Genomic DNA, 22,426 nt, shown 5'->3' with positions numbered 1-22,426 from the left:
TTGACGCTCAGTAGTCGATGGTGCCCGCGTACCGGTCGAGCACGACGACGGCGAGCGCGCCGACGAGCGCCGCGGCCGCGAAGCGCGGGAACGCCGACCCCCACGTCTCGCCGCGTTCGGAGAGCGCCAGCGACACCTCGACGACGGGCGCCCGCAGCGCGCCGACGATGAGACTCACGAGGAACGCCAGCGTCGCCATCCGGTAGGCTTCGAGCGCGCGCCGGACCGCGTGCGCGACCGTGAACAGTCCGACGAACGCGCCGGCGATGAAGACGACGACCGGCGGCGCCGCCTCCCAGACGGCACCCGTCTCCGCCCCGCCCGAGAGGAGGGCTGTGCCGAGCGAATCGACGAACGTCGAAAGCGCGGCCGACATGAAGTCGTACTGTCCGAGGATGATGAGCAGCAGCGAGCCCGAGATCCCGGGGAGGATCATCGCGCTCACCGCGACGGCGCCCGCGACGAAGACGACGGGCAGCTCGTTGCCGAGCGCCGTCGAGGCGTATCCCGAGGTGAGAAACGCCGCCAGAAAGCCGGCGACCGCCGCGGCCTTCCGGCCGCGGGTAGAGAGGTCGACGACGACGTACAACACGACCGCGGAGGCCGCGATCAGCCCGAAGAAGAAGCCGAACGTCGCCACCGGCACGGTCGTCAGCAGGTGGTCGACGGCGCGCAACACGGCGACGACCGCCGTGGCGATGCCCGCGCCGAGCGCGAGCAGGAAGGGGGCGTCCATCTCCAGCAGCGCAGCGCGGGCGTCCGGGAGGTTGGCCGGGCGAACGCCGGCGACCGTCCGCCGGATCCGGTCCGGGTCGATGGCGGTGAGCGCGGCGATCAGCCGCTCGTAGATGCCGACGATCAGCGCGATGGTGCCGCCCGAGACGCCGGGGACGGCGTCCGCACAGCCCATCGCCAGCCCCTTCAGATACACCGCGAGCCACGTCCGGACGTCGACCATCGCGTTACGAGCCGGCCTCGGCGAGCGATGCCGCGGCATCGAGCGTGCCGTCGGCCGAGAGCGAGCCGGTCTCGCTACCCCCCTCTCCGTCCTCCTCGCTGTCCTCCTCGGCCCCGTTGGTTTCGGCGTCCTCGTCCTCGGCTTCCGCCGCGGGCTCGAGTTCGACCGTGGCGGTCGTCTCGTCCTCGCCGACGACCTGCGCCTCGCTCACGTCGAGCTCGCCGACGAGCAGGCCGTCCTCGGTGGTCACCTCGTAGGCGCCCGTCGCGCGGACGCTCGTGTTGGTGTACCCCTCGTCTGGACCGAACTCGTCGTAGCCGGTCGTCGCGTACGGAAGGTGGAGCTCGAACTCGCCGTTCGCGTCCGCCTCCGCGTACTGGGTGTACTCGAACGTCTCGCCGTTGGGCTTCTCCATCTCGACGGTCGCTTCGACCTCGTCGCCGGCGTCCGCGCCGGTGCCCGTCGCGCTCGTGCCGGGAACCCGCTCGAACGTCTTCACGAAGTCGTCGGAGAACGCCTCCAGCATGTCCGTCTGGAGCACCGACTCGACGTCGACGCCGAGCTGTGCGAGTCCCTGGAGCTGCTGGGCGAACGGCCCCTGCCCGGGCGCCTCGGTGGCGTGGACGAGCCGGTAGTTTTCGAGCGCGTCGACGCGCTCCTCGGGGTTGTCGCCGACGCCGCCGATCTGCGCGCCCGGCGTCTCCTCGACGTACGCCTCGGCCTCCGCCATCGTGTCGAACCGCTGTACGGCGGGTTCGTCAGCCGAGGGCGTCGTGCGCAGGTCGACCGCTTCGCCCGTGCGCTGGTCCGTGAACTGCTCGTCGTCGTAGGTGACGACGACCGGCTCGGGGTCGGCGGCGCTGCCGTAGAACTCGTACAGGCGCACCATCTGGCTCTCGTAGTAGCGCTGGGTGTGGACCTGCGACACCGGCTGGACGCCCTGTTCGCCCGCCTGGAACAGCTGCCAGACGAAGTCGTCCTGTTCGACCTCCGCATCGTCGTAGAACGTGACGGGTGCGCCGAACTTCGAGCCCGGCGTCACCATCTGCCAGTCGACCATCACGTAGCGGGTGTCACCGCCCTCCGTGCTCTGTCGGTCGAGCACGCCGGCAGCGGTGTCCTCGTCGGGCGCGAGCAGGTAGTTGGCCGCCTCACCCGCGTTCTGCTGGAACGGGTTGGCGTTCGGGATCCGCTCGCCGCGGGTGGTGATCCAGTGGCCGTAGTCCCACCACGATTGGACGCCGTAGGCGCCTTCAGGGTAGTCGAAGTCGTCGTCCTCGGGTCGCTCGTAGGTGCCGTAGTGCTCCATCGCGTTGTCGTGGCCCTCGAGCTCGCCCGGATGCGGCGTCTCGTCGTTCATCCACTGGAGGCTCTCGTCCCACTCGGTGACGTCGCCGGGACCCGTCGCGGCGCCGACCGCCCAGACGGGACCGGCCATGAAGACGAGCGGGGCGAGGAGCACGAGGAAGACGGTCGCGCCCGCCATCACCTGCCAGCCCTCCAGGTCGCGGAGCTCGTCGAGCGAGCGCGCGAGGTCGAGCCGGTCGATGGCGAGCTGGAGGAAGTACGCCGACGCGATCGCGACGATGACGGCGAGGTAGTAGTTGAACCGCACCTGGGTGAACGCCGCGCTCCCGATGAAGACGGCCCACACGACGAAGTAGAGCTCTTCGGTGTCGTACTTCGCGAGGAACGTCGCGCCGACGAGGAACGCCGTCGCGATGACGAGCCCGACGACCTGCCAGCCGACGCCGGCGAGGCCGCCGATCGTCCCGTAGAGGCCGGGCGCGGCGTACACCGAGCCGACGACCGCGAGCGCGGCGACGACGTACAGCGTGTGGTTCGTCTCCTCGCTGCGGATGAGGGGGCGCGCGACGATCCAGAAGACGGCGGCGAGCGCGAGGACGAACGCCAGCCCGTACTGGGAGATCACGAAGTCCGCGAAGCCCTGGCGCATCAGGGGCGGGGCGGCCTCGCCGATGGTACGGGTTGTGTCCCGTGCGGAGAAGCCGACCGTGTTGAGGAGGTTGCTGGTGACGGTGGACCAGAGGGAGGGGAGCGCGGCCCAGACGACCGCCATCGACACGAGGATCAGCCCGCCGACCGCCGGCGGGTAGAGGTCGGCGTCGAGCTCGCGCGACTCCCACTCGCGGGCGAGCCAGGCGAGGAAGACGCAGCCGAGGGCGACCGCGAGGGGGAGGATCACCTGTAACAGGGAGTATCCAGTCACCCGGATCGTGAGCTCCTCAAGCGGGATCAGCATCAACAGCCCTGCAAGCCCCAAGGAAATCGCACCAACGAACGCGACCGGCTCCGGACTTTTCCCGTGATACACGTCGCTCGTGATCTTGATCGCCAGGAAGATCCCCGTGAACCCGACCATCATCACGCCGGGCTGCCACGTCCAGAGATAGAGTGCAAGCACGAATCCGGCAGCGGCCGCATACGCCGTGGGCTTTTTGAGGGCCTCCCAGTCCTGGTCGACGACGAGCTCCCAGACGGGTTTCTCGCGCTCGGCGACCGCGAAGGCGACGAGGAACGCGAGGACGGCGAGCGTCTGGAAGAGAACCTCACCCGCGTGGTGGTCGTTGAACCCCACGAGGGTGTAGCTGAAGAACGTCCCCGGGATGAGCGCGAGCACGACGACCGCCATGACGGCGGCGAAGCGGTCGACGAAGCGCCGGGCGATGAAGTACGTGGGGACCGCGACGAGGACGCCGACGATGGGCGACATGAACAACATGGTGAGCATCGCGCCGTGCTCGCCACCACCCGTGATCGGCGAGGTGACGAAGATGAGGAGTGCCGTCATGTGGTCCCAGAGGGTCCCGAAGTGGCCGGTCCAGCGGCCGTACGGGAACCCGGACCAGACCTCGTACTCCATCGTCCACGGCCAGTTTTCGAGAAGGTACATCGTCTCGCGGTAGTGGTACCACGGGTCGTTTCCACGGAACAACACCTCGCCGTCCACGACGAAGTTGTCCCAGGACTGGACGCGCGTCCAGAACATGAACACTACTGCGCCGAGGAGGGCGGGTATGTGGTAGTAATTCTCGAAGGCGTCGAGAATCGAATCACCTCCGTCGTCGGGAGGTGCGCCGTTTTCGCTCATTGCCTTGAACGATAGGGAAAACGCGCATAAGCCTTATGATGCCCTACTCGTCGACGGGCAATCGAGCGAGCACGGCGAACCGCCGGCAGAGCGAGGGACGCCAGGAGACCGCGCGGTCGACGAGCGCGACGAGACGGCCACGCTGGTAGGGGTGGAGCCCGACGGTGTCGACGACTTCGAACCCGTGATGCTCCAGGAACTCCCTGAACGCTCCGACGGTGGGTGTGTGGACGTGCCCGACCGTCGAGCTCGTCCCGTACGCGTCGAGGATGCCGAACGCCTTCTCCCGCGAGAACTCGACGTTTCGGGGCTGGTGACCCGTGAGCAGCGAGAGACGGTTGGTCCAGCCGGCCATGTTCGGCATCGCGAACAGCGCGTAGCCGCCGTCGCGGAGCACGCGGTTCGTCTCGGACAGCACGTTGTCGTACCACGTGAGGTGTTCGAGGAGGCCGAAGGAGACGACAAGGTCTATTTCACCATTCTCAAACGGAAGTGTTTCCACTTCAACATCTACATCGTAGGTAGAAATTCCGTGCTCTGATGCTACCTGCCGACACTCGTCGTCAACGTCAATTCCATGAATGTTAATAATATCATATGCTCGCGCTATCGAGGCTGGCAACGCACCATGACCAATACCAAGCGCTGCCATCTTCTCTAGGTTTTGTTTCTGAAGAGGCGATAACAAAGTAGCTACTTCCTCTACTGACTGGAGGGTTGATTCACGAGCACGGTCTTCGTCGGACACCTCCTCGTTGATTCTTTCGATAAGCTCGGCCTCCCGCATAACTCGCACTTTGGGTCCACCTTGATAGTACTGTGTTTTGTCGAGGTCTATGGTACCTCAAGGACATTCTTGGCGAGTGGTTGATGATGGATGAGAAAAATAAAATGTACTACGCACCATCGTACAAACGCTACAATTGATATGGGATTCATACATAAGCAAATTCGACAGATCGTTTTGGAACTCCATGATGGGGGGGTATACCACGTTGTTCGAGGTGGATTAGAGACGATTGTCGTAGCGCTCTGCTACAAGGTAGATCAACTCTTATCAACCGATCTTCGATTTAACTATTATAGATGGCGGGCTTCGAGAGATGTTCTCGATTATAATCATCCTCCATGCCCTTTCAAATCCGTCCGTATTGATCCAACAAATATAGAATATATAACTGGTCGAAGCAAACCATATCTCAATCGTCGCTTATATTTTGGAAAGGTGATGGATGGTGACTGGGATAAAGAATGCGACCAAATTGAAGAACATTTCCTTTATATAGCTGCAAAAAAACATTTTAAGAACGGAGATGCCTGGGAAAATATCAACGAGATACAAGAATTAGTCGAACGTGTGGAGCACAACAGATGGGGTACGAAATCATTCTCTGATTCTGATGATGTATTTGAATCACTCACTGAATTTGATAAGCTATATAATACAATATTGGACGATGGATATCTTCCTCAAAAGGAACTGTCAACCGGAAAAGGACGGACAAGTTCGCTCTATCCGCGCGAACTTGACGAAGTGGCAGTAGACGTGGGGAGAAATGGAGACCTCCTCCTTGCAGACGGGAAACATAGACTAATCGTCGCGAAATTATTGGAAATTGATTCAATCCCTGCAGTGATACATGTTAGACACGAGATGTGGATGGAGTACCGGGATTCGATAGTAGAACGTCCGGTTACAAAGGATCATCCTGACCTGCAGGATCTATGACTGAAGTAGAGTGACAAACGTCAGATCAAGTCGCACTCGATTTTGCAATGAATCTTCGGAATGAGAGATGAAGAAATCCCGATCCGACGAACAAAACTAACGCCATACATGAAACACCTCTTAACAGGGGTTCTGTACTTCGAGTGTTGACAGTATTCTTGATGTAACTCGGAATTGCCCGTTTGAAGAGATGAGAGAGGTACTGAGACTCTTCACCTGTACTTTCAGGAACCGTCAATTGTAGCAGCCGCTTCGTGTACCCTTGCCAGTAGGCCCGGTTGCAGAGCCATGACCATCTTAGTTGCCACGGATACACCTTGTGAGTGACCACGGCATTCGGTTTGTAGTACAACTGCTCTCTATACTCTCTCGATAACCGTGCACACAATTCCGTTTCTTCACCCTGCAAATTGTGCCCGTGGTCCTTGCCGAATTGTGTGTCGAATCCCCCGAGTGAATCGAACACGTCGGCCCTGAACGTGATGTTCGCACCGAAGGTGTTTCGAACGGGACCTTCCGTTTCCCGGAACCCCTCATGTGTGACTCCCACCAGCCAATAGAATTCGGGGGGAAGGTACGCAGGTTTGCCGTCCGGCCAGTCGGCTTCGAGCTTCCCGCCTACAGCGAGTGCATCGTTCTCAACGTATCCATCAGCGATCTCGCTTAACCAATCGGGATCAGCAGCGGCATCATCATCGATGAACGCGTACACGTCGCCTTCGGCGTGGTCGGCACCGATATTCCGGGCAGATGCTAGATTTTGGGATTCCTCTGTGTGCACGTGGGTGATTTCAACCCGATCAGCGAAGTCCTCCTCAACGTGCGTTTGGGCGTGTTCCGTTTCCGTGACGATCACGACCTCGAAATCGTCGTACATCTGAGCGAGCACGCTTCTGACACACTCCGCGAAGTGGTGGTAGATGTGCTCGTCGTACGTGGTGATCACGACCGAGATCGTTGGTGACGATGGGAGCGGGCGGACCGTCTTATCGGCATCAGAACGTTGGTCCATTCGTTATTGGATACTCGACCTTTCTAGCAATTACCGTTTCGACTGGTTACGCGTATACGACCAGCTATCGCAGCATGAATCCACCGTCGAAAGTGGGTGAGATATATCACGACAGGTCACACAGGTCAGATACGATCGATGCGCCCAGGCCAAACCTCCATTATCGTCTTCGCGTCGAAAGTCGTCGGCTCAGTCCTCGCCTTTCTCGCGACCATCTTCTTCGCGCGCGTCGTCGGCGCGGAGGTCCTCGGCATCTACGGGCTCGTCCTGACGCTGGTCGCGTGGCTCCAGCTCGGCGGGACGATGGGGGTCGGCACGGCCGTCACCAAGCGCCTAAGCGAGGGCGAGGAGCGCGGCGAGCATCTCGCCGCCGGGCTCCTCACGGCGGTCGCGTTCGGCCTCGTCATCTCGGCGGGCGTCGTGCTCGCGCAGCCGTACGTCGAGGCGTACGTCGGCGCGTTCGACGCGTACGTCGCCGTGTCGGTGGTGTGGTTCGTGGTGGCGCTGCTGTTCATCCGGCTGTTCTACAAGGTGACGCTGAAGACGCTGGAAGGGGAGCACAAGGTCCACATCGCCGGACTCCTCGATCCGGTGAAGTTCGGCACCCGAAGCCTGGTCCAGATCACCCTCGTCCTCGCCGGCTTCGGCCTTCTCGGAATGCTCGTCGGCTACGCCGCCGGCGGGATCCTGATCGGGGTCATAGGGGTTGCGTGCGTCTCGACGTCCCTCCGTCGCCCGCGCCGTCGCCACTTTCGGAGCGTCTACGACTACGCGAAGTTCTCGTGGCTCGGCAACCTCCAGTCTCGGACGTTCAACGACGTGGACGTGCTCGTGCTCGGGGTGTTCGTCGGTGAGGCGCTGATCGGCGTGTACGTCGTCGTCTGGAGCCTCGCGAAGTTCCTCAACCTCTTTGCCACCGCGATTCGCGACACGCTGTTCCCGGAGATCAGCCAAAAATCCCAAGATGGCCTCGACGCCGCCAGCGGGCTCGTCGAGGACTCGTTGGCGTTCGCCGGCCTCGTCGCGATCCCGGGACTCGTCGGCGGCGTGCTCCTCGCGGACCGGATCATGCTGGTGTACGGCCCCGAGTTTGCCGAGGGGACGACGATCCTCGGATTGCTGATTTTCGCGGTGTTGCTGTACGCCTACCAGAAGCAGCTGTCGAACGCGCTCAACGCCGTCGACCGACCCGACCTCTCGTTCCGGATCAACATCGTCTTCATCGTCACGAACGCGGGGCTAAACCTCGCGTTGATCCCCACACTCGGACTCGTCGGCGCCGCAATCGCGAGCGTCGCCTCCACGTTCGTCGGCGCCATACTGTCGTACGCTGCACTCACCCGACTCGTCGACTTTACCGCACCCGTGGGCGACGTGGGGCGTCAGGTTGCCGCCGCGCTCGTCATGGGTGGCGTGGTGTACTCCGCCAGGGCCTTGAGCGAGGGAACGATGATAGCTGTCTTCAACGAGATGTTCGTGGCTCTGCTGGTCGGGCTCGGTGCCGCGACCTACTTCCTCGTGCTGCTCGTCATCTCCGCTCGGTTCCGGAAGACGGCCATGCGCAATCTCCCGGTAGACGTTCTCGGTCGGTGATCTGCCGAGTAACCTTGTGATGACGGGCTTTTACACGTTCTCGCCGGCGATCTTCCATGCCTGCCACCTGGTGCAGCCCTCCGACCGCGGCGAGTACGAGCTCCCGGACGCGATCGACCTGCTCATCCAGTCCGGCCGGACCATCGACGCGATCCAGCTGGACGGGTGGCGGTCCCGCGGGCTTGCGAGCGGGACCTCGGGTGACGCAGTCACCCGGTGGATCGACGTGGGGTTCCCGGAGGACCGCGAGCGCGCCGCCGAGCGCCTGGCGGAGCTGGAGGGTGAGGAGAGCGACGACGGCGAAGACGCGAAGGAGAGCGACGGCGAGGACGACGAGGAGGCGGCAGAGGCCGACGACGGCGCGACCGCGGAGCGCTAGGCCGCCGCGCCGGCGACGAGGCGCGGGTGACACCGACAGCTCGCGAGTGCCACCCGATCTCGGGTTTTATCAGATGTGACGCCATACCTTCGCGTATGGTGAGCGATGAGTCAGACGGTGCCTCGGAGTTGAATCCCATCGATATGGGCGAAACCGACGCCGTCGAAATCACCGACGACTTCGCCGAGTTCACGTCTGTGGATCCGACTGACGACGAGTCGAGGCCGTTCGGCGACGCCCTAGCCGGTCTCGCGCTCGACGTGGATCTCGACGCCGTCGAGGCCGTTCGTGACCTCCGAGAAGACCAGTAACGTCTCCACCCACCAGGACGTTTCTCGGTGCCGCGTTTGGCCACCACCGATTCCGCCCTAACATCCGCCGCGATCGAACGCCCTTTCGCGGCCGCCGGCGTCCGTCTTGCCAATGGAGGCAGGCCTCGGGTTCGCGGTCGTCGCGGCCCTCGTGTGGGGCGTCTACATCTTCCTTCTCAAGCGCCTCTTCGACGGCTACCCGCCGGCGACGCTCACCGTCCTCATCAACGCGACGGCGATCGCGTGGTACCTGCCGGTCGTCGCGACCGGCCCGACGGGCGAGGACGCCGCCGGCGCCGCGCTCGCGGCCTTCGGGCTCGCGGAGCTGGCGATCACGGCGGTGACGGTCGTGGCGACCGCGGGCGCGTTCGTGCTCTTTCTGACGGCGATCGCGAACGGGGAGGTGTCGTACGTGACGCCGATCAACAAGGTGGTCCCCATGTTCGTGCTCCCGCTGGAGGTGCTCCTCCTCGGGCAGCTCCTCTCCCCCATCCAGGTGGTCGGCGTCGTCGTCGCCACGCTCGCCGTCTACGTCGCGAACTACGAGCCCGGCGGCTTTCTGGAGCCGTTCCGCAAGGCGGCCAACTCCCGGCCCGCACAGCTCGCACTCGTGAGCGCAATGTTGTATGCCGTCAGCGACGTGGGCAAACGCGTGGCGCTGCAGGAGCTGGCGATTCCCGAGCGGCTGTGGGTGCCCCTGCTGTTGGCGGGGGTCGCCGTCGTTCTCCTCCCGAGCGCGCTGCGGAATCACCCCGACGCGGCCCGGGTGCGTGCCGACCTCCCCAAGTTCCTGTTCGCGGGCGCGCTGGTGGCGACGGGCGAACACGTGACGACGCTGGCGTTCGCGCTCCTCCCGGCGAGCATCGCGTCGCCGGTGATAAACGTGCAGGCGGTCGTCGCGGTGATCCTCGGCGGGCTCCTGCTCGGCGAGCGCTACTTCCGGGTGCGGCTCGTCGCAGCGGTGTTGGCGGTCGCCGGCGTGACGCTCATCGCGATGTGACGGCGTCGTTGGGGCCGCTACGTGGGACACACCCGGGCCCGTTTCCGGTCCGTACAGCCGAACACTTATTCAGAGCGGGTCACGTAGAACAGGTATGGCAAGCGCGACTCGTCGAGATGAGGACGATCCCGACGGGATCGAGTTTATCCGTGAAGACGACGGGACCATCACTGCTCGCGATCTCGAAACGGGACTCGCCCGTGGCGGAAACACCCGATCTGAGGCACTCACACAGCTTGCAGAGGTGCTCACGCTTGAATCCGGTGACGGCGATCCTATCGAAGACCCCGACGATTTTTTACAGGAGATCGGTGTGAGCTCCGATGCTAACGAAAAGGAACTTCCTGACTTCTTGCGGTAGATGGTTCGGCAGACGTTTTCGGGTCAAGAAATAATCGCAGTACTAACTGATTTTGGGTACGTTCCACAGTCACACCGTGGTAGTCACGTCCGTCTCCGCTATGAAAATACGGACACCGGCGAGGTGCGAAATGTCGATGTTCCGCTTCATACGGAGGTTCGGATCGGGACGCTTCACTCGATAGCCGACCAATGCGGGGCTGACGACTTCCAAGAGTGGTGTGAGTGGATTGACGACCATAGATAGCACAGACGGCGGCACCGGTGTCTTTGCAGTCCCTATCGGCCGACTGTTTCAGGCAAGCGTCCGTCTGAACGAGACGGGTTCAACAGCGCCGATGTGACTGCGCTCTCGCCGCAGTCCCCACACCCCCACACTCGCCGCCGACCGCGGAGGGACAGAGTTTAGCGACTCCCCCGTCACCACCCGTCAATGAGCGAGTACGACGACATCTGCGTCCTCCTGCCGACCATGGACGAGGCCGCGACGGTCGGCACCGTCGTCGCGGACTACCGGGAAGCGGGGTTCGACAACCTGCTGGTGGTCGACGGCGGCTCCACGGACGGCACGCGTGAGGCGGCCCGCGAGGCCGGCGCGCGCGTCGTCCGCCAGTCCGGTCGCGGCAAGGGTCAGGCGGTGCGGGAGGCGGTGCGCGATCACGTCGAGGCGCCGTACGTCCTGATGGTCGACGCCGACGCGACCTACGACGCGGACGACGCCGACGCCATGCTCGACCCCCTCCTCTCGAGCGACGCCGAACACGTGATCGGCAACCGCTTCGCGGACATGCGCCCGGGGGCGATGACGACGCTCAACCAAGTCGGAAACCGGGTCATCAACGCCGCGTTCCGCGTCATTCACGGACACCACTACCGGGACATCCTCTCGGGATACCGCGCGTTCACCCGGGAGTCGTTCCTCCGGATGAACCTCACCGCCGACGGCTTCGGCATCGAGACGGAGATGGCCGTCGAGTGCGTCAAGAATCGGGTTGGGGTGACGGTCGTTCCCATCACCTACCTCCCGCGTCCGGACGGCTCCGCCACCAACCTCAATCCCGTGCGTGACGGCGGCGTCATCTTCCTCGAACTCTACCGCAAGGCGAAGACGAACAACCCGCTGTTCTACTTCGGGAGCGTCGGCGCCCTCTCGACGGCCGCCGGCCTCGTGATGACCGCTTACGTGCTCTACCGGTGGATCGTCGCCGGCGTCGGCCACGAGATCGTCGCAGTCGGCGCCGTCGGAGCCACCATCCTCGGGATCCAGCTGCTCATCTTCGGCGTCCTCGCGGACATGATCCTCACGCTCCATCGCGAGCAGCTCAGCCACCGCGAGCGGGTGAGCGACCGGGGCGACCGGAGCGACTGAGCGCGTTTGAGCGCGGCTGAACGGGACGCTCCGGTCCCGAGGCTATCAGGAGAGACCCTCGCACACGCCGCCGGCACGCTCGACGGTCTCCCGGTCGACGATCTGACGCCAGCACGGTCAACGACGACCGGACACATCCCCGCCGACTCCTCCCTCTCATCACTCTCTTCGGCACCGCTCGCGGTCATCGTCGCGAACGCGTCGGCGAGCGCGATGGCGTCGGCTACCTCGTAGGCGTCGAGGCGCTCGCCGCCGGGCTTTATAAGCCGGGGAGAACTGGAACGGAGCATGGACGAGAAACGGTTCGTAGTCACCCTCTTCGGCCTCGCCGTCGGCCTCATCACGGCATACGTCGCGTACCGGTTCGTCGCCGCGCTCACGATGGCAGTGTTCCTCTATTACTCGACGCGGCGGTTCTACCACGGGCTGGAGCGGCTCCGACTTCCGTCCCGGGTCCGGGCGGGTCTGGCGCTCTCGTTCGTCGGCGTCCCCCTCATCGGGCTGATCAGCTATACGGTCGTTCTCATGGTGATCGAAGTGCGCCAGTTCGTCCAGCAGTACGACGTGGTCGCGGCTGCCGCCGAGAACGTCGACTGGCTGGATGACGCCGGCGAACTCCCGGAGCCGACGCTCGACGGCCTGGCCGAAATGTACCGCTCGGGGAGCTTCGACCCCTTCATCGAGTTTACGATCGAGCACGCCGCCTTCCTGACGGAGACGCTTACCGGCTTCCTGCTCAACCTGCTGATCACGGTCGTCGTCACCTACTACCTGCTGATCGACGGATCGCGCGCCCACGACTGGCTGGTGGCGTTCGACGACGACGCGATCGTCCGCGAGTACCTGGAGGCCGCTGACGACGAACTGGAGGCAGTGCTGTTCGGCAACCTGCTCAACGTGATCGCCATCTCGATCATCGCCGTGGTGACGTATATGGGGTACAACCTCGTGGCACCCGCCGCCGTGCAGGTGCCGTATCCCGCGCTCGCCGGCGCGCTTACCGGTGTCGCCAGTCTGATTCCCGTCGTCGGGATGAAGATCGTCTACCTCCCGCTGGCGGGCGCCGCCGCGGCCCCCGCGCTGCTGGCGAACGGCTTGGCGGTCGAGCCACAGGCGTTAGCGTACATTCTCGGGTTCCTCGTCGTCGCCGTCGTTATCGTGGACACGATCCCCGACCTCGTGCTCCGGCCGTACTTCAGCGGGAAGGTGACCCACGTCGGCCTCCTGATGTTGGCGTACATCTTCGGTCCCGTGGTGTTCGGCTTCCACGGGCTGTTCCTGGCGCCGATCATCCTCGTGCTGGCGCTGACGTTCGCGTACACCGCACTCCCTCGGCTGCTCGGTGCAGAGCCGAAACCACCGAAAGACGCCGTGCCACCCGGACAGCAGCGGCTGGAGGAGTTCGCTGACGACTAACTGAACGGGGGCCGTCAACCGCGACCGCCGGCCTACCCCTCCCACTCCTCGAAGTCGCCGTAGACGCCCTTCGAGAGGTAGCGCTCCGAGGAGTCGGCAAAGACGGTGACGACGGAGTCGTACGGTGCGTCGATCTCGCCGTCGCGGATCCCCTCGGCGACCCGCTTTGCGGCGAGCGCGTTTGCGGCCGACGAGGAGGCGACGAGATGTCCCTCCTCCGCGGCGAGTCGCTGCATCTCGGCGTGGGTCTCCTCGTCCGGGATGGAGTAGATCTCGTCGACGAGCTCGGGGTCGAAGAGGACGTTCGTCTCGATGTCGTGGGTCCCGATCCCCTCCGTCTTGTACTCGCCGTGCTCCGGGTCCTCGCCGAGGAACTCGCGGTACGCCGAGCCCGCGGGCTCGACCGCGGCGATGTGGGTGTCCGGGTGCTGCTCGCGGAGGTACTCGCCCATCCCCATCAGCGTGCCGCCGGTACCACAGCCGGCGACGACGGCGCCCACCTCGCCGTCGAGCGCCTCGTGGACCTCGGGACCGGTGGTCTCGTAGTGGGCCTCCGCGTTGAGCGGGTTCGAGAACTGCTGGGGGACCGCCGCGTTGTCGAGCTCGTCGGCGAGCTCGTGGGCGCGGTCGATAGCGTATCCCATCCCCTCCTCGGTGGGCGTGTTGATCACCTCGGCGCCGAGCGCGCGCATGAGCTGCTGTTTCTCGAGCGAGAAGCGCTCGGGGACGACGAAGACGGCCTCCAGGTCGAGGCGGCCGGCGGCGACTGCGATGCCGATCCCCGTGTTGCCGGCGGTCGGCTCGATGATCGTGCCGCCGGGGTCGACGTCGCCGCGCTCCAACATCCGCTCGAGCATGTACCGGCCGATACGGTCCTTAATGCTCGCACCCGGGTTGAACGACTCGAGTTTAGCGTACACCGGCACCGAGTCCGGCGAGTCGTGAACGCGAACGAGCGGGGTCTCCCCGATCGTCTCGAGGACGGACGAAAGGGGTTCCCGGTGGGTGGTCATGTGATGGCAAATGTTACCTCGGGTTTTGTGTGTTTCCATCCCCGGGACGCGCGGGGGGTATCGGGGACGTGCTTGTGGGCTGGCCGCGCTGACAACCACCGCCGCGCGTTCCGGGTCGCGGCTCAGCGGTCGACGTACAGCGAGTAGAGGATGACCGCGAATCCGACCGTCGTAAGCGCGCTCTCGATGACCAGCACGGCGTCGGTGTCGAACCCGAACGCCTGGTGACCGAGTCCGGCGAGGAGCGCGCCGAGCGTGACGATGCCGAATCCGATCGCGAGCGCGCCGATGGGACGTGCGCCGGTGTTGCGGTACGCCCGGTAGGCGAAGAAGGTGATCACCCCGCCGAGCACGAGGGTGAGCGTTTTGAACGCGACGACCGCGGTCGCCCCGAGCGGGTCGATCACGTTTCCCTCCGTACCGCGGACCACATCTCCACCAGCCGGTCGTCGGGCTCCGGGATCGACCGCTCGACGACCACGTCGAACGACCGGCGCTCGTCCGCCGTCGCCTCCTCCTCCTCCTCCTCCTCGAGTCCGACGAGGAGCCGGTCGAACGCCACCACATACTGCGACCGGTGGTGGCCGCCGGCGTCGATCTGCGTGTGCTCTTCCAGCATCGATGCGGACTCCAGCCGGTCGAGTTTCTTGTACGCCGTCGAGAGCGGCACGTCGGCGCGGTCCGACACCTCCTTGGCGGTCATCGGCTCGTCGAGCGCGACGACGATGTCGCGGCACGCGGGGTCGTCGAGCGCGGCGAAGACGACTTCGGGGTCGGGAGCGGGGTCCGTCCCCGGTCGGTCCTCGAACATACTCCCCGAAGCGCCCGGCGGCCACCTAAACGTTCCGCGGACGGACTCGGGAGTGCCGGCAACTGCACGGATGACGGATTAGAGCACCCTAGCGCCTGTTTCTCCGGGGTAGAGAATCACAGCTGGTATATATGCAACCCGAAAGCGTTCGTTCAACTGTAAGGTGACACAGATGGCAACCAACCAACTCCAATCCGACACCAACACGTTCGAGAGCACGATCGGCGGCTTCACGGTTCGCGGGAAGGCCCACAGCCTCTCGGCGTGGTTCGTCCTCTCGCTGCGGCTCATGATGGGCTTCGCGTTCCTGTATGCGGGCCTCGACAAGCTCCTCGGGGGCGAGTTCAGCGCGTACGGCTTCCTTGCGAACGCCGTGCCCGCGAACGGCGGGCCGTTCGTCGACCAGTTCCTCTGGATGGCCGGCAACCCGACGATGATGGCGGTCGTCGACGTCGCCGTGCCGTTCGGTCAGATCGCGATCGGCCTCGGGCTGCTGGTCGGCGCGTTCGTGCGCCTCGCAGCGTTCTTCGGCGCGCTGATGATGGCGATGTTCTACGTCGCCAACTGGGATATCGCCCACGGCTTCATCAACGGTGACTTCGCGTACATGCTCGTGTTCCTCGCGGTCGCCGCGTTCGGCGCCGGCCGCATCCTCGGGCTCGACACGTACATCGAGAACTACGAGGTCGACGGCGAACCCCTCATCGAGAAGTACCCAGTCCTCGAGTACGTCCTCGGCTAACCGCCGCCGGCGATTTTCGGCGTGCGGATCTGCGACAATTCTGTGAGAACAGTTGACTACTTCCATAAAAATCCCGGCTGGTCACGTCAGGTGTCACTACCCGTGACGAGGCCACGACCGGCGAGGGACCGCCATTGGGGGCTTCTCCCATCACCGGTCGTTTCCAACCGGTCTCCGGGGACGCGGAGCCGGTCACGCTGCGGTTTTTTCGATCCCGCTATTCGGCGAGCTGTCGAGATACCGTGCCGTCACACTGCCGCGCCAGCGAGCGCTCGCACTACTCGCCGTCGTCGAGCTCGCCGTCGTCCCGGTCGGCCGGCTCGTCGTCGCCGGCTGCCTCGTCGTCCTCGCCGGCTGCCTCCGCCTCCGCGATGTGCGCCTCGGTGCTGACGGCGTCGAGGTCGACGCCGACCTCCTCGGCGACCGCATCGAGGACCGCGCGCTGCTCGGCCATCTCGTTTTCGAGGCCCTTCACGCGCGTGGAGGTGTCCTTCACCGTCGTTTGGGTCTCCTCGACCTCGTCGCGCAGCTCGTTCAGCTTCTGGTACATCTGCTCCGCCTTGTCGGCCACCGTCTGGATCTTCTTGGCCGTTCCGCCGAGTCCCATGTGTAACTGTTCTCACGCGGCCACCTACGTGTTTCCTTCGCCGTCGGCGTGAGCGATAGTGGGAGTAGGTGTTGCAAATCGTCACCGGCGGTAGAGTATATAAACCGTCGAGAGTGGCGGTGACGATCTCCTTATAAACGAGATGCGGTGCGGTGGCGCGCCCGGCGAGCGCCCACTGGGAGCTCGTCGGCGCGCGAGGGACGCCGCGAGCGAAGCGAGCGGCGAGGCTGGGGAGGTATGAGGTGCTGAGCGGTTGCGGTCGGGTGGGACTCAAAGGGGCAGCCGGCTCCGGGACGACGGAAGTCGCAGCCCGCGAGCGCCTGATAAGGCGCGAGCCGGACCGTCTTCCGGAACCCTCGACCGGAGCCGGCTGGGGCTTTGCCGGCGGTCCTCACCAGCGCAAAACCAGCACCTCACCGAACGAACACGACTTATAAAGAGAAACCAAGTCCACCAACGCCCTAATTATAAACGCCACCCCCAACCACGTACAACACTCACTCCCGACATCACTCACTGGTCGCTTCCCGGTGTGCTTTTGAGGTGACCACCCACACGGCTTGTATGAGCGTCGAGCGGATCCTGTTGACGAACGACGACGGCATCGACACCGTCGGCTTCCGGGCGCTGTACGACGCGCTCGCCGCCGACTACGAGGTCGTCGCGGTGGCGCCGGCGGCCGACCAGTCCTCCGTCGGCCGGTCGCTCTCGCACGACGTGGATGTCCACGAGCACGAGCTGGGCTACGCCGTCGACGGCACCCCCGCGGACTGCGTCGTCGCCGGACTCGGCGAGCTCGTCCCGGACGCGGACGCGGTCGTCGCCGGCTGCAACAAGGGCGCGAACCTCGGCGCGTACGTGCTCGGTCGGTCCGGGACCGTCTCGGCCGCCGTCGAGGCCGCCTTCTTCGAGGTGCCGGCGATCGCCGCCTCGCTGTACGTCCCGGGCGGCGACGACTGGTGGAAACGCGAGCTGTCGGCCGACGAGTACGCCCACGCGACACGCGCCACGAAGTATCTCGTCGACCACGCGGTCGACGCCGGCGTCTTCGACCGCGCCGACTACCTCAACGTCAACGCCCCCATCGCGGGCGAGCCGCCGGTGGGCGCGGACGGCGACGGTGACGACGCGATTCCGGCAGAGGCACCGATGCGGATCACGGAACCCTCCACCTGGTACGACATGGACGCCGAGCGCAACGGAGACCGCGAGGTCGTGCTCCACGACCGGATCTGGGACCGGATGCGCGAGGGCGCCATTCCGGATCCGGTGGGCACGGACCGCCGCGCCATCGTCGACGGCGAGGTGTCCGTCTCGCCGCTCACCGCGCCGCACACCACCGAACGCCACGAGGCGCTCGACGGGCTCGCTGAGACGTACTAGGACCTTTTTAACCGGGGGGTTGAGCGGAACCGGCTCAGCCGGTTCCGCTCAACCCCCCGGCCAAAAATCTCCACCAAGAAGGGGCCGCGAGTGACGACCCGGGCGCCTTCGGCGCCACTCGTCGCCCTCGCGGTACGACACGCCTGACCAACCGCAACAGAAACCGCACAGCCGCCGCGCCCGCACAGCCACCGCCGGCGTGCGCCGTCCACAGTAGCGCACGCCGGGTCGTCTGCTGGTGGCGGTGGACTACTCGCCCTTCGAGACCGTCACCTGCGCCTCGGTGACGACACGGTCACCCATCTCGTAGCCGGGCTCGTACACCTCGTCGACGGTGCCCTCCGGCTGGTCGCTGTCGACGCGGAGCATCACCTGGTGGCGGTTGGGGTCGACCTCGTCGCCGGGCTCCGGGTGGATCGTCTCGACGCCCTCCTCGGTGAGCACGTCGTCGAACTTCTCCAGCGTGGACTCCACGCCGGGGCGGATGTCGCTGCCCTCCTCCTGGTCGAGCGCGCGCAGCAGGTCGTTGCGCACGGGGGCGAGGCGCTCGACGAGCTTCTCGGAGGCGCGCTCGCGGATCTCGTCCTGCTTGCGCTTGGCGCGCTCCTTGTAGTTCGAGAAGTCGGCGCGGACCCGCGCGAGCTTGCTCGTCAGCGTTTCGACCTCCTCGCGTTTCTCGGCGAGTTCGGTCTCCAGCTCGGCGACCTCCTCGGCTAGCTCCTCGTCGTGGTCGGCAACGCGGTCGGCGAGCTCGGGGGTCTCACTGCCACTCTCACTGTCCGCGTCCGCTTCAGCCGTACTCCCGCCCGTCGCCTCGGCCTCCGCGGCGGCGGTCGCGGCCGCCGCGCGCTCGGCGGTGTCGGACGACGCGGCGTCCGCGTCGGACTCCTCCGGCGTCTCCACGTCGATGTCGACGGCGTCGTCGTCGCTCATACACGAACGAAGTCGGTCGTCGGGGATAAGCGTTGCAGAACCGTCTCGGACCGGGGCGGACCGGGGCCCGGTCCGCACCCGTCATAACCCACGACCGTATTTAAGCCACCACCGCCAACGACGGCCAATGACCGCGCCGAATCGGAACACGCTGTGGGCGAGGGCGCTCATCGACGAGCTCGTCGCCGCCGGCGTCGACAGCGTCGTCGCCTCGCCGGGCAGTCGCTCCACGCCGCTGACCGTCGCCGCCGCGCGCCACGAGGATCTCCACGTCTTCTCGCAGCTGGACGAGCGCTCGGCCGCCTTCTTCGCGCTCGGACGCGCCCGTCGTACCGGACAGGTGGCGCCGCTGATCTGCACCTCGGGAACCGCCGCCGCAAACTACCACCCGGCCGTGATGGAGGCCGACCGCGGGCGGGTCCCCCTGCTCGCGCTCACCGCCGACCGCCCGCCGGAGCTCCGGGATTCGGGGGCGAACCAGACCGCCGACCAGGAGAAGCTGTACGGCGACGCCGTCCGGGCGTACAAGGACCTGCCCGAGCCGGCCGCGGCCGACCGCGCGCTTCGCTCGCTCCGGACCACGGTCGCGCGCGCCGTCGCCACCGCGGAGGGGAGCGACCCCGGCCCGGTCCATCTCAACGTCCCGTTCGCGAAGCCGCTGGAGCCGACGCCAGTGCCGGGTGACGTACCCGACGACCTTCCGGACGCCGCGGAGCTGGGTCGAGAGGGCCCCTACGTCGACGTGACGCCGGGCACTCCCGAGCCGAGCGAGGAGGGCCTCCGCGAGCTGGGTGAAGCGCTCTCCGCGGACCGCGGGCTGATCGTCGCCGGTCCCGCGGACCCGCCCGGACTCGACCCGGAGGCCGTGACCGCGCTGGCGCACGCCACCGGCTATCCGGTGCTCGCCGATCCGCTCTCGGGTGTCCGGTACGGCGGCCACACCCGCGTGGCGCCGATTATCGGCGCGTACGACGCGTACCTCTCGCCGGGGCTCGCCGGCGGTGAGGATGGAGCCGGCGACGACACCGACATCCCGGCCGGCGACTGGGACGACCCCGAGGTCGTGCTCCGGCTGGGCGGCTCACCAACGTCCAAGCCGCTCCGGAAGTACCTCGCCGCGACCGACGCCGACCAGTACGTGGTCGACCCGGCGGGGCGCTGGCGGGAGGCGGAGTTCACGGCGACCGATCTCGTGGTCGCCGAGCCGAACCGCCTCTGTGCCCGCCTCTCGCGGCTCGTGCGCTCCGGTGGCGACCCCAACTGGCGGGCGCAGTGGGAGGAGGCGGACCGTGCCGCCGAGGCGGTCCACGCGCGGGAGAGGGAGACGCCGGAGGATACACCGGAGACGCCGGAGGATACACCGGAGACGCCGGCCGACACCCACGTCGAGTTCCACGAGGGCGACGTGCTCCGCGTCGTCGCCGACGCGCTTCCGGACCCGGCGACGCTGTTCGTCTCCAACTCGATGCCCGTGCGCGACCTCGACCGCTTCGTCGGCCCGTCCACGACGAACGTCACCGCGCTCGGCAACCGCGGCGTCTCCGGCATCGACGGCATCGTGTCGTCCGCGCTCGGCGCCGGCGCCGCGACGACCGACGACCTCACGCTCGTGACGGGAGATCTCGCCCTCTACCACGACACGAACGGCCTGCTCGCGCTCCGACGGTGTGACGTGGAGGCGACGGTCGTCCTGATCAACAACGACGGCGGCGGCATCTTCCACGAGCTCCCCATCGAGAACTTCGAGCCGCCGTTCACCGAGCAGTTCCGCACCCCGCACGGCATCGAGTTCGAGCCGATGGCGGAGCTGCACGGGCTGGCGTACACACGGATCGACGCGCGACCGGAGGGGGAGCCCAGCGAGCCCGGCGACCCCCACGACACGCTCGACGATGAACTCGCCGAGGAACCCGCCGACGAACTCACCGGCGAACTCGCCGACGCGCTCCACAAGGCGCAGCAGGCCGACGGCTCACACCTGATCGAGGTACGAACGGACGGCGAAGCCAGCCACCGGACGCGAGGCCGGCTCCGAACGGCAGTCGAGCGGGCAGTTCACGGCGAGGCCGGGGAGTAGGAGGGGGGACTACTCCTCCGCGGCGGGGAACTCGAAGATGAACGCGGCGCCGCCCTCCTCGGCGTCCTCGATGCGGACGACGCCGTCGTAGGCGTCGACCATCGTGTCGACGAAGAAGAGACCGAAGCCGGACCCGCCGTGCCCCTCGGCGGCGCTCGTCACGCCGCGCCGGAACACCGCGTCACGCTTCTCGGGCGAGATACCCGGACCGTTGTCGGCGATCCTGACGCGGACGGTGCCGTTTTCGCGTCCGGCCGATATCCGCATTCGGGGATGGTCGGCGTCGTTGTGGTTGATCGCGTTCCGCAACACGTTCTCGAACACGTCGTCGATGAGGTCGTTCGCGCGGATCCGCAGCCCCTCGTCGACGGCGGTCTCGACTTCCACGTCCGGCTCGGAGGTGACCAGCGCCGCCACCCGGTCGTTGAGGACGGACGAGAGGTCGACCACCTCTTTTTGGGCACCCTCCCCGGTGATCGCGGCGATCGCCGCGCGCATGCGGTCGATCTTGCCCGCGATGTCGTCGCTGCGCCCGGCGATCGTCTCGGCGTATTCGGCGACGTCGTCGTCGACCCGGTCGGCGAGGAACTCCGCGCGGGAGTTGATCACCATCATCCCGTTCTGCACGTCGTGACGCAGCAGGCTGTGGAGGAACTCCAGTTGGGTCGTCCGCTCCTCCAGTTCCGCCTCGCGCTCCGACTTCATGCGCTCGAGTTCGCGTTCACGCTCCTCGAGGAGCTGCTGCCGCTCCTTCTGGTCGGTGATGTCGGTCAGGGTGATGAACGACCGGTCCGCGGCGGTGTCGACGGTGCGGAGCATGAAACACCGGTCGTCGCCCTGTCTGGGGGTCGTCCGCACGTGAATCTCCGCTCCGTACCGGTCGCCGCGCGCGACGCGTCGGCAGAGCGTTTCGTACTCGTAGTCGCCGTCCTCGGCGGGGACGGCCTCACGGAGGACGGTTTCGGGCTCGCGCTCGAACGTGAGGTCGTACGTGCTGTTCACGTCGAGGACGCGGAGGTTGAGGCCGCCGTCCGTACGAGCGCCGTCGTCCTCCACGCGAGCATCGTCGTCGTCCGCGCCACGGGTCGAACGCTCAGTGGTGACCTCCAGCACCGCGTCGCTCGTATTCTCGAACAGCGAGGAGAAGCGGTCCCGCTCGGCAGCGATCTCCTCCTGCTGTTCCGTGCGGAACGAGCGGGCAAGGCCGACTGCGAGCCCGATCACCGACCACGTCGCCACCGTCGTCGTCATGTTCACCTGATGGTCCACCGCGCCGCCGCCGATCGTCTGGGCGACGGAGACGTACTCGTGCATCAGCCAGGAGAAGGCGACGGCGCCCCACGCCCACATCGCCGCAGCCGTGATGTGGCGCGTCAGCACGTCCCGTCTCCACAGGTAGCCGGCGGTCCCGATGAGGGCGACGGCGACGGCGACGGGAATGACGCCGATGAGAACCAGCGAGAGACCGATACCCCCGTTACCGACCGATGCCCACGCCTCGTGCGTGGGCACGTAGAGCAGTAGCGCCGCGAGCAGTCCGAGCGAGGCGACGCCGGCGACTCTGACCACACGTTCGGGAGCCATACACGATCGTTCAAAAGACGAACAAAAAGGCGTTCGG

At 65.8% G+C, this 22,426-nt stretch carries 21 protein-coding genes and 1 pseudogene; 12 read left to right on the top strand and 10 right to left on the bottom strand.

Features of this window, described 5'->3' with window-relative positions; genetic code table 11:
* Positions 1–7: 7 nt before the first annotated feature.
* From ACYQ07_RS01075 to ACYQ07_RS01065, 3 genes are read right to left on the bottom strand one after another with little or no spacing between them, the layout of a single operon-like run.
* Complete coding sequence (locus ACYQ07_RS01075; RefSeq protein ID WP_459876178.1) at positions 8–958, bottom strand: DUF368 domain-containing protein; 951 nt, start codon at positions 956–958, stop codon at positions 8–10.
* Between the two features lie 4 nt (positions 959–962).
* Positions 963–4,070, bottom strand: coding sequence for an oligosaccharyl transferase, archaeosortase A system-associated (locus ACYQ07_RS01070; RefSeq protein ID WP_459876175.1), 3,108 nt, complete (start codon positions 4,068–4,070; stop codon positions 963–965).
* Positions 4,071–4,113: 43 nt separating this feature from the next.
* Positions 4,114–4,722: a class I SAM-dependent methyltransferase gene (locus tag ACYQ07_RS01065; RefSeq protein ID WP_459880183.1), complete on the bottom strand. Its 609-nt coding sequence runs from the start codon at positions 4,720–4,722 to the stop codon at positions 4,114–4,116.
* A gap of 576 nt (positions 4,723–5,298) precedes the next feature.
* On the opposite strand from ACYQ07_RS01065, the gene ACYQ07_RS01060 reads away from it, so the two are divergent.
* Positions 5,299–5,799, top strand: coding sequence for a ParB N-terminal domain-containing protein (locus tag ACYQ07_RS01060; RefSeq protein WP_459876172.1), 501 nt, complete (start codon positions 5,299–5,301; stop codon positions 5,797–5,799).
* Positions 5,800–5,824: 25 nt separating this feature from the next.
* Here ACYQ07_RS01060 and ACYQ07_RS01055 read toward each other — a convergent pair whose 3' ends face one another.
* Positions 5,825–6,811 (bottom strand): glycosyltransferase, encoded by a 987-nt coding sequence (locus ACYQ07_RS01055; protein WP_459876170.1) that lies wholly within the window; start codon positions 6,809–6,811, stop codon positions 5,825–5,827.
* 138 nt (positions 6,812–6,949) lie between these two features.
* Between ACYQ07_RS01055 and ACYQ07_RS01050 the strand changes: the two genes are divergently transcribed.
* The 8 genes and pseudogenes from ACYQ07_RS01050 to ACYQ07_RS01015 all read left to right on the top strand — a co-directional run bounded on the left by ACYQ07_RS01050 (position 6,950) and on the right by ACYQ07_RS01015 (position 13,239).
* Complete coding sequence (locus ACYQ07_RS01050) at positions 6,950–8,404, top strand: flippase (RefSeq protein ID WP_459876167.1); 1,455 nt, start codon at positions 6,950–6,952, stop codon at positions 8,402–8,404.
* Positions 8,403–8,783 (top strand): annotated as a pseudogene (locus tag ACYQ07_RS01045) (sugar phosphate nucleotidyltransferase); the annotation flags it as partial. The gene ACYQ07_RS01050 and the pseudogene ACYQ07_RS01045, both read left to right, overlap by 2 nt.
* 143 nt (positions 8,784–8,926) lie before the next feature.
* Positions 8,927–9,094, top strand: coding sequence for a hypothetical protein (locus ACYQ07_RS01040; RefSeq protein WP_459876164.1), 168 nt, complete (start codon positions 8,927–8,929; stop codon positions 9,092–9,094).
* A gap of 112 nt (positions 9,095–9,206) precedes the next feature.
* Positions 9,207–10,094: an EamA family transporter gene (locus tag ACYQ07_RS01035; RefSeq protein WP_459876161.1), complete on the top strand. Its 888-nt coding sequence runs from the start codon at positions 9,207–9,209 to the stop codon at positions 10,092–10,094.
* Between the two features lie 94 nt (positions 10,095–10,188).
* The gene (locus ACYQ07_RS01030; RefSeq protein WP_459876158.1) at positions 10,189–10,455 is read left to right on the top strand and encodes a type II toxin-antitoxin system HicB family antitoxin; all 267 of its coding nucleotides are present in this window, start codon (positions 10,189–10,191) and stop codon (positions 10,453–10,455) included.
* Positions 10,456–10,701, top strand: a complete 246-nt coding sequence (locus ACYQ07_RS01025; protein ID WP_459876155.1) for a type II toxin-antitoxin system HicA family toxin — start codon at positions 10,456–10,458, stop codon at positions 10,699–10,701.
* A gap of 186 nt (positions 10,702–10,887) precedes the next feature.
* Complete coding sequence (gene aglJ / locus ACYQ07_RS01020; RefSeq protein ID WP_459876152.1) at positions 10,888–11,823, top strand: S-layer glycoprotein N-glycosyltransferase AglJ; 936 nt, start codon at positions 10,888–10,890, stop codon at positions 11,821–11,823.
* 288 nt (positions 11,824–12,111) lie between these two features.
* Positions 12,112–13,239, top strand: a complete 1,128-nt coding sequence (locus tag ACYQ07_RS01015) for an AI-2E family transporter (RefSeq protein WP_459876149.1) — start codon at positions 12,112–12,114, stop codon at positions 13,237–13,239.
* A gap of 32 nt (positions 13,240–13,271) precedes the next feature.
* Here the strand turns inward: ACYQ07_RS01015 and ACYQ07_RS01010 are convergent, their stop codons facing one another.
* The 3 genes from ACYQ07_RS01010 to ACYQ07_RS01000 form a co-directional block, all read right to left on the bottom strand.
* Positions 13,272–14,252 (bottom strand): PLP-dependent cysteine synthase family protein, encoded by a 981-nt coding sequence (locus ACYQ07_RS01010; RefSeq protein WP_459876146.1) that lies wholly within the window; start codon positions 14,250–14,252, stop codon positions 13,272–13,274.
* A 122-nt stretch (positions 14,253–14,374) separates the two neighbouring features.
* Positions 14,375–14,656, bottom strand: a complete 282-nt coding sequence (locus ACYQ07_RS01005) for a DUF7521 family protein (protein WP_459880180.1) — start codon at positions 14,654–14,656, stop codon at positions 14,375–14,377.
* A complete protein-coding gene (locus tag ACYQ07_RS01000; RefSeq protein ID WP_459876144.1) occupies positions 14,656–15,063 on the bottom strand; it encodes a DUF7342 family protein in 408 nt (135 codons plus the stop codon). The genes ACYQ07_RS01005 and ACYQ07_RS01000 overlap by 1 nt, the downstream gene beginning before the upstream one ends.
* A 172-nt stretch (positions 15,064–15,235) precedes the next feature.
* On the opposite strand from ACYQ07_RS01000, the gene ACYQ07_RS00995 reads away from it, so the two are divergent.
* Complete coding sequence (locus tag ACYQ07_RS00995; protein ID WP_459876141.1) at positions 15,236–15,805, top strand: DoxX family protein; 570 nt, start codon at positions 15,236–15,238, stop codon at positions 15,803–15,805.
* A 277-nt stretch (positions 15,806–16,082) separates the two neighbouring features.
* Here the strand turns inward: ACYQ07_RS00995 and ACYQ07_RS00990 are convergent, their stop codons facing one another.
* Positions 16,083–16,412 carry a DUF5798 family protein gene (locus tag ACYQ07_RS00990; RefSeq protein WP_459876138.1) on the bottom strand — a complete coding sequence of 110 codons (330 nt, stop codon included), beginning with the start codon at positions 16,410–16,412 and terminating at the stop codon, positions 16,083–16,085.
* 564 nt (positions 16,413–16,976) lie between these two features.
* Here ACYQ07_RS00990 and surE point away from each other — a divergent pair.
* The gene (gene surE, locus ACYQ07_RS00985; protein WP_459876135.1) at positions 16,977–17,795 is read left to right on the top strand and encodes a 5'/3'-nucleotidase SurE; all 819 of its coding nucleotides are present in this window, start codon (positions 16,977–16,979) and stop codon (positions 17,793–17,795) included.
* Between the two features lie 249 nt (positions 17,796–18,044).
* Here surE and ACYQ07_RS00980 read toward each other — a convergent pair whose 3' ends face one another.
* Entirely contained in the window at positions 18,045–18,728 is a 684-nt protein-coding gene (locus ACYQ07_RS00980) for a nucleotide exchange factor GrpE (protein ID WP_459876132.1), read from the bottom strand.
* A gap of 127 nt (positions 18,729–18,855) precedes the next feature.
* Between ACYQ07_RS00980 and menD the strand changes: the two genes are divergently transcribed.
* The gene (menD, locus tag ACYQ07_RS00975) at positions 18,856–20,805 is read left to right on the top strand and encodes a 2-succinyl-5-enolpyruvyl-6-hydroxy-3-cyclohexene-1-carboxylic-acid synthase (RefSeq protein ID WP_459876130.1); all 1,950 of its coding nucleotides are present in this window, start codon (positions 18,856–18,858) and stop codon (positions 20,803–20,805) included.
* A 9-nt stretch (positions 20,806–20,814) separates the two neighbouring features.
* On the opposite strand, the gene ACYQ07_RS00970 is transcribed toward menD, so the two are convergent.
* Entirely contained in the window at positions 20,815–22,389 is a 1,575-nt protein-coding gene (locus tag ACYQ07_RS00970) for a sensor histidine kinase (RefSeq protein WP_459876127.1), read from the bottom strand.
* Positions 22,390–22,426 lie beyond the last annotated feature (37 nt).

Source organism: Halorubrum gandharaense (genome assembly GCF_054654575.1).
This window is presented reverse-complemented; position numbering and strand designations above follow the sequence as displayed.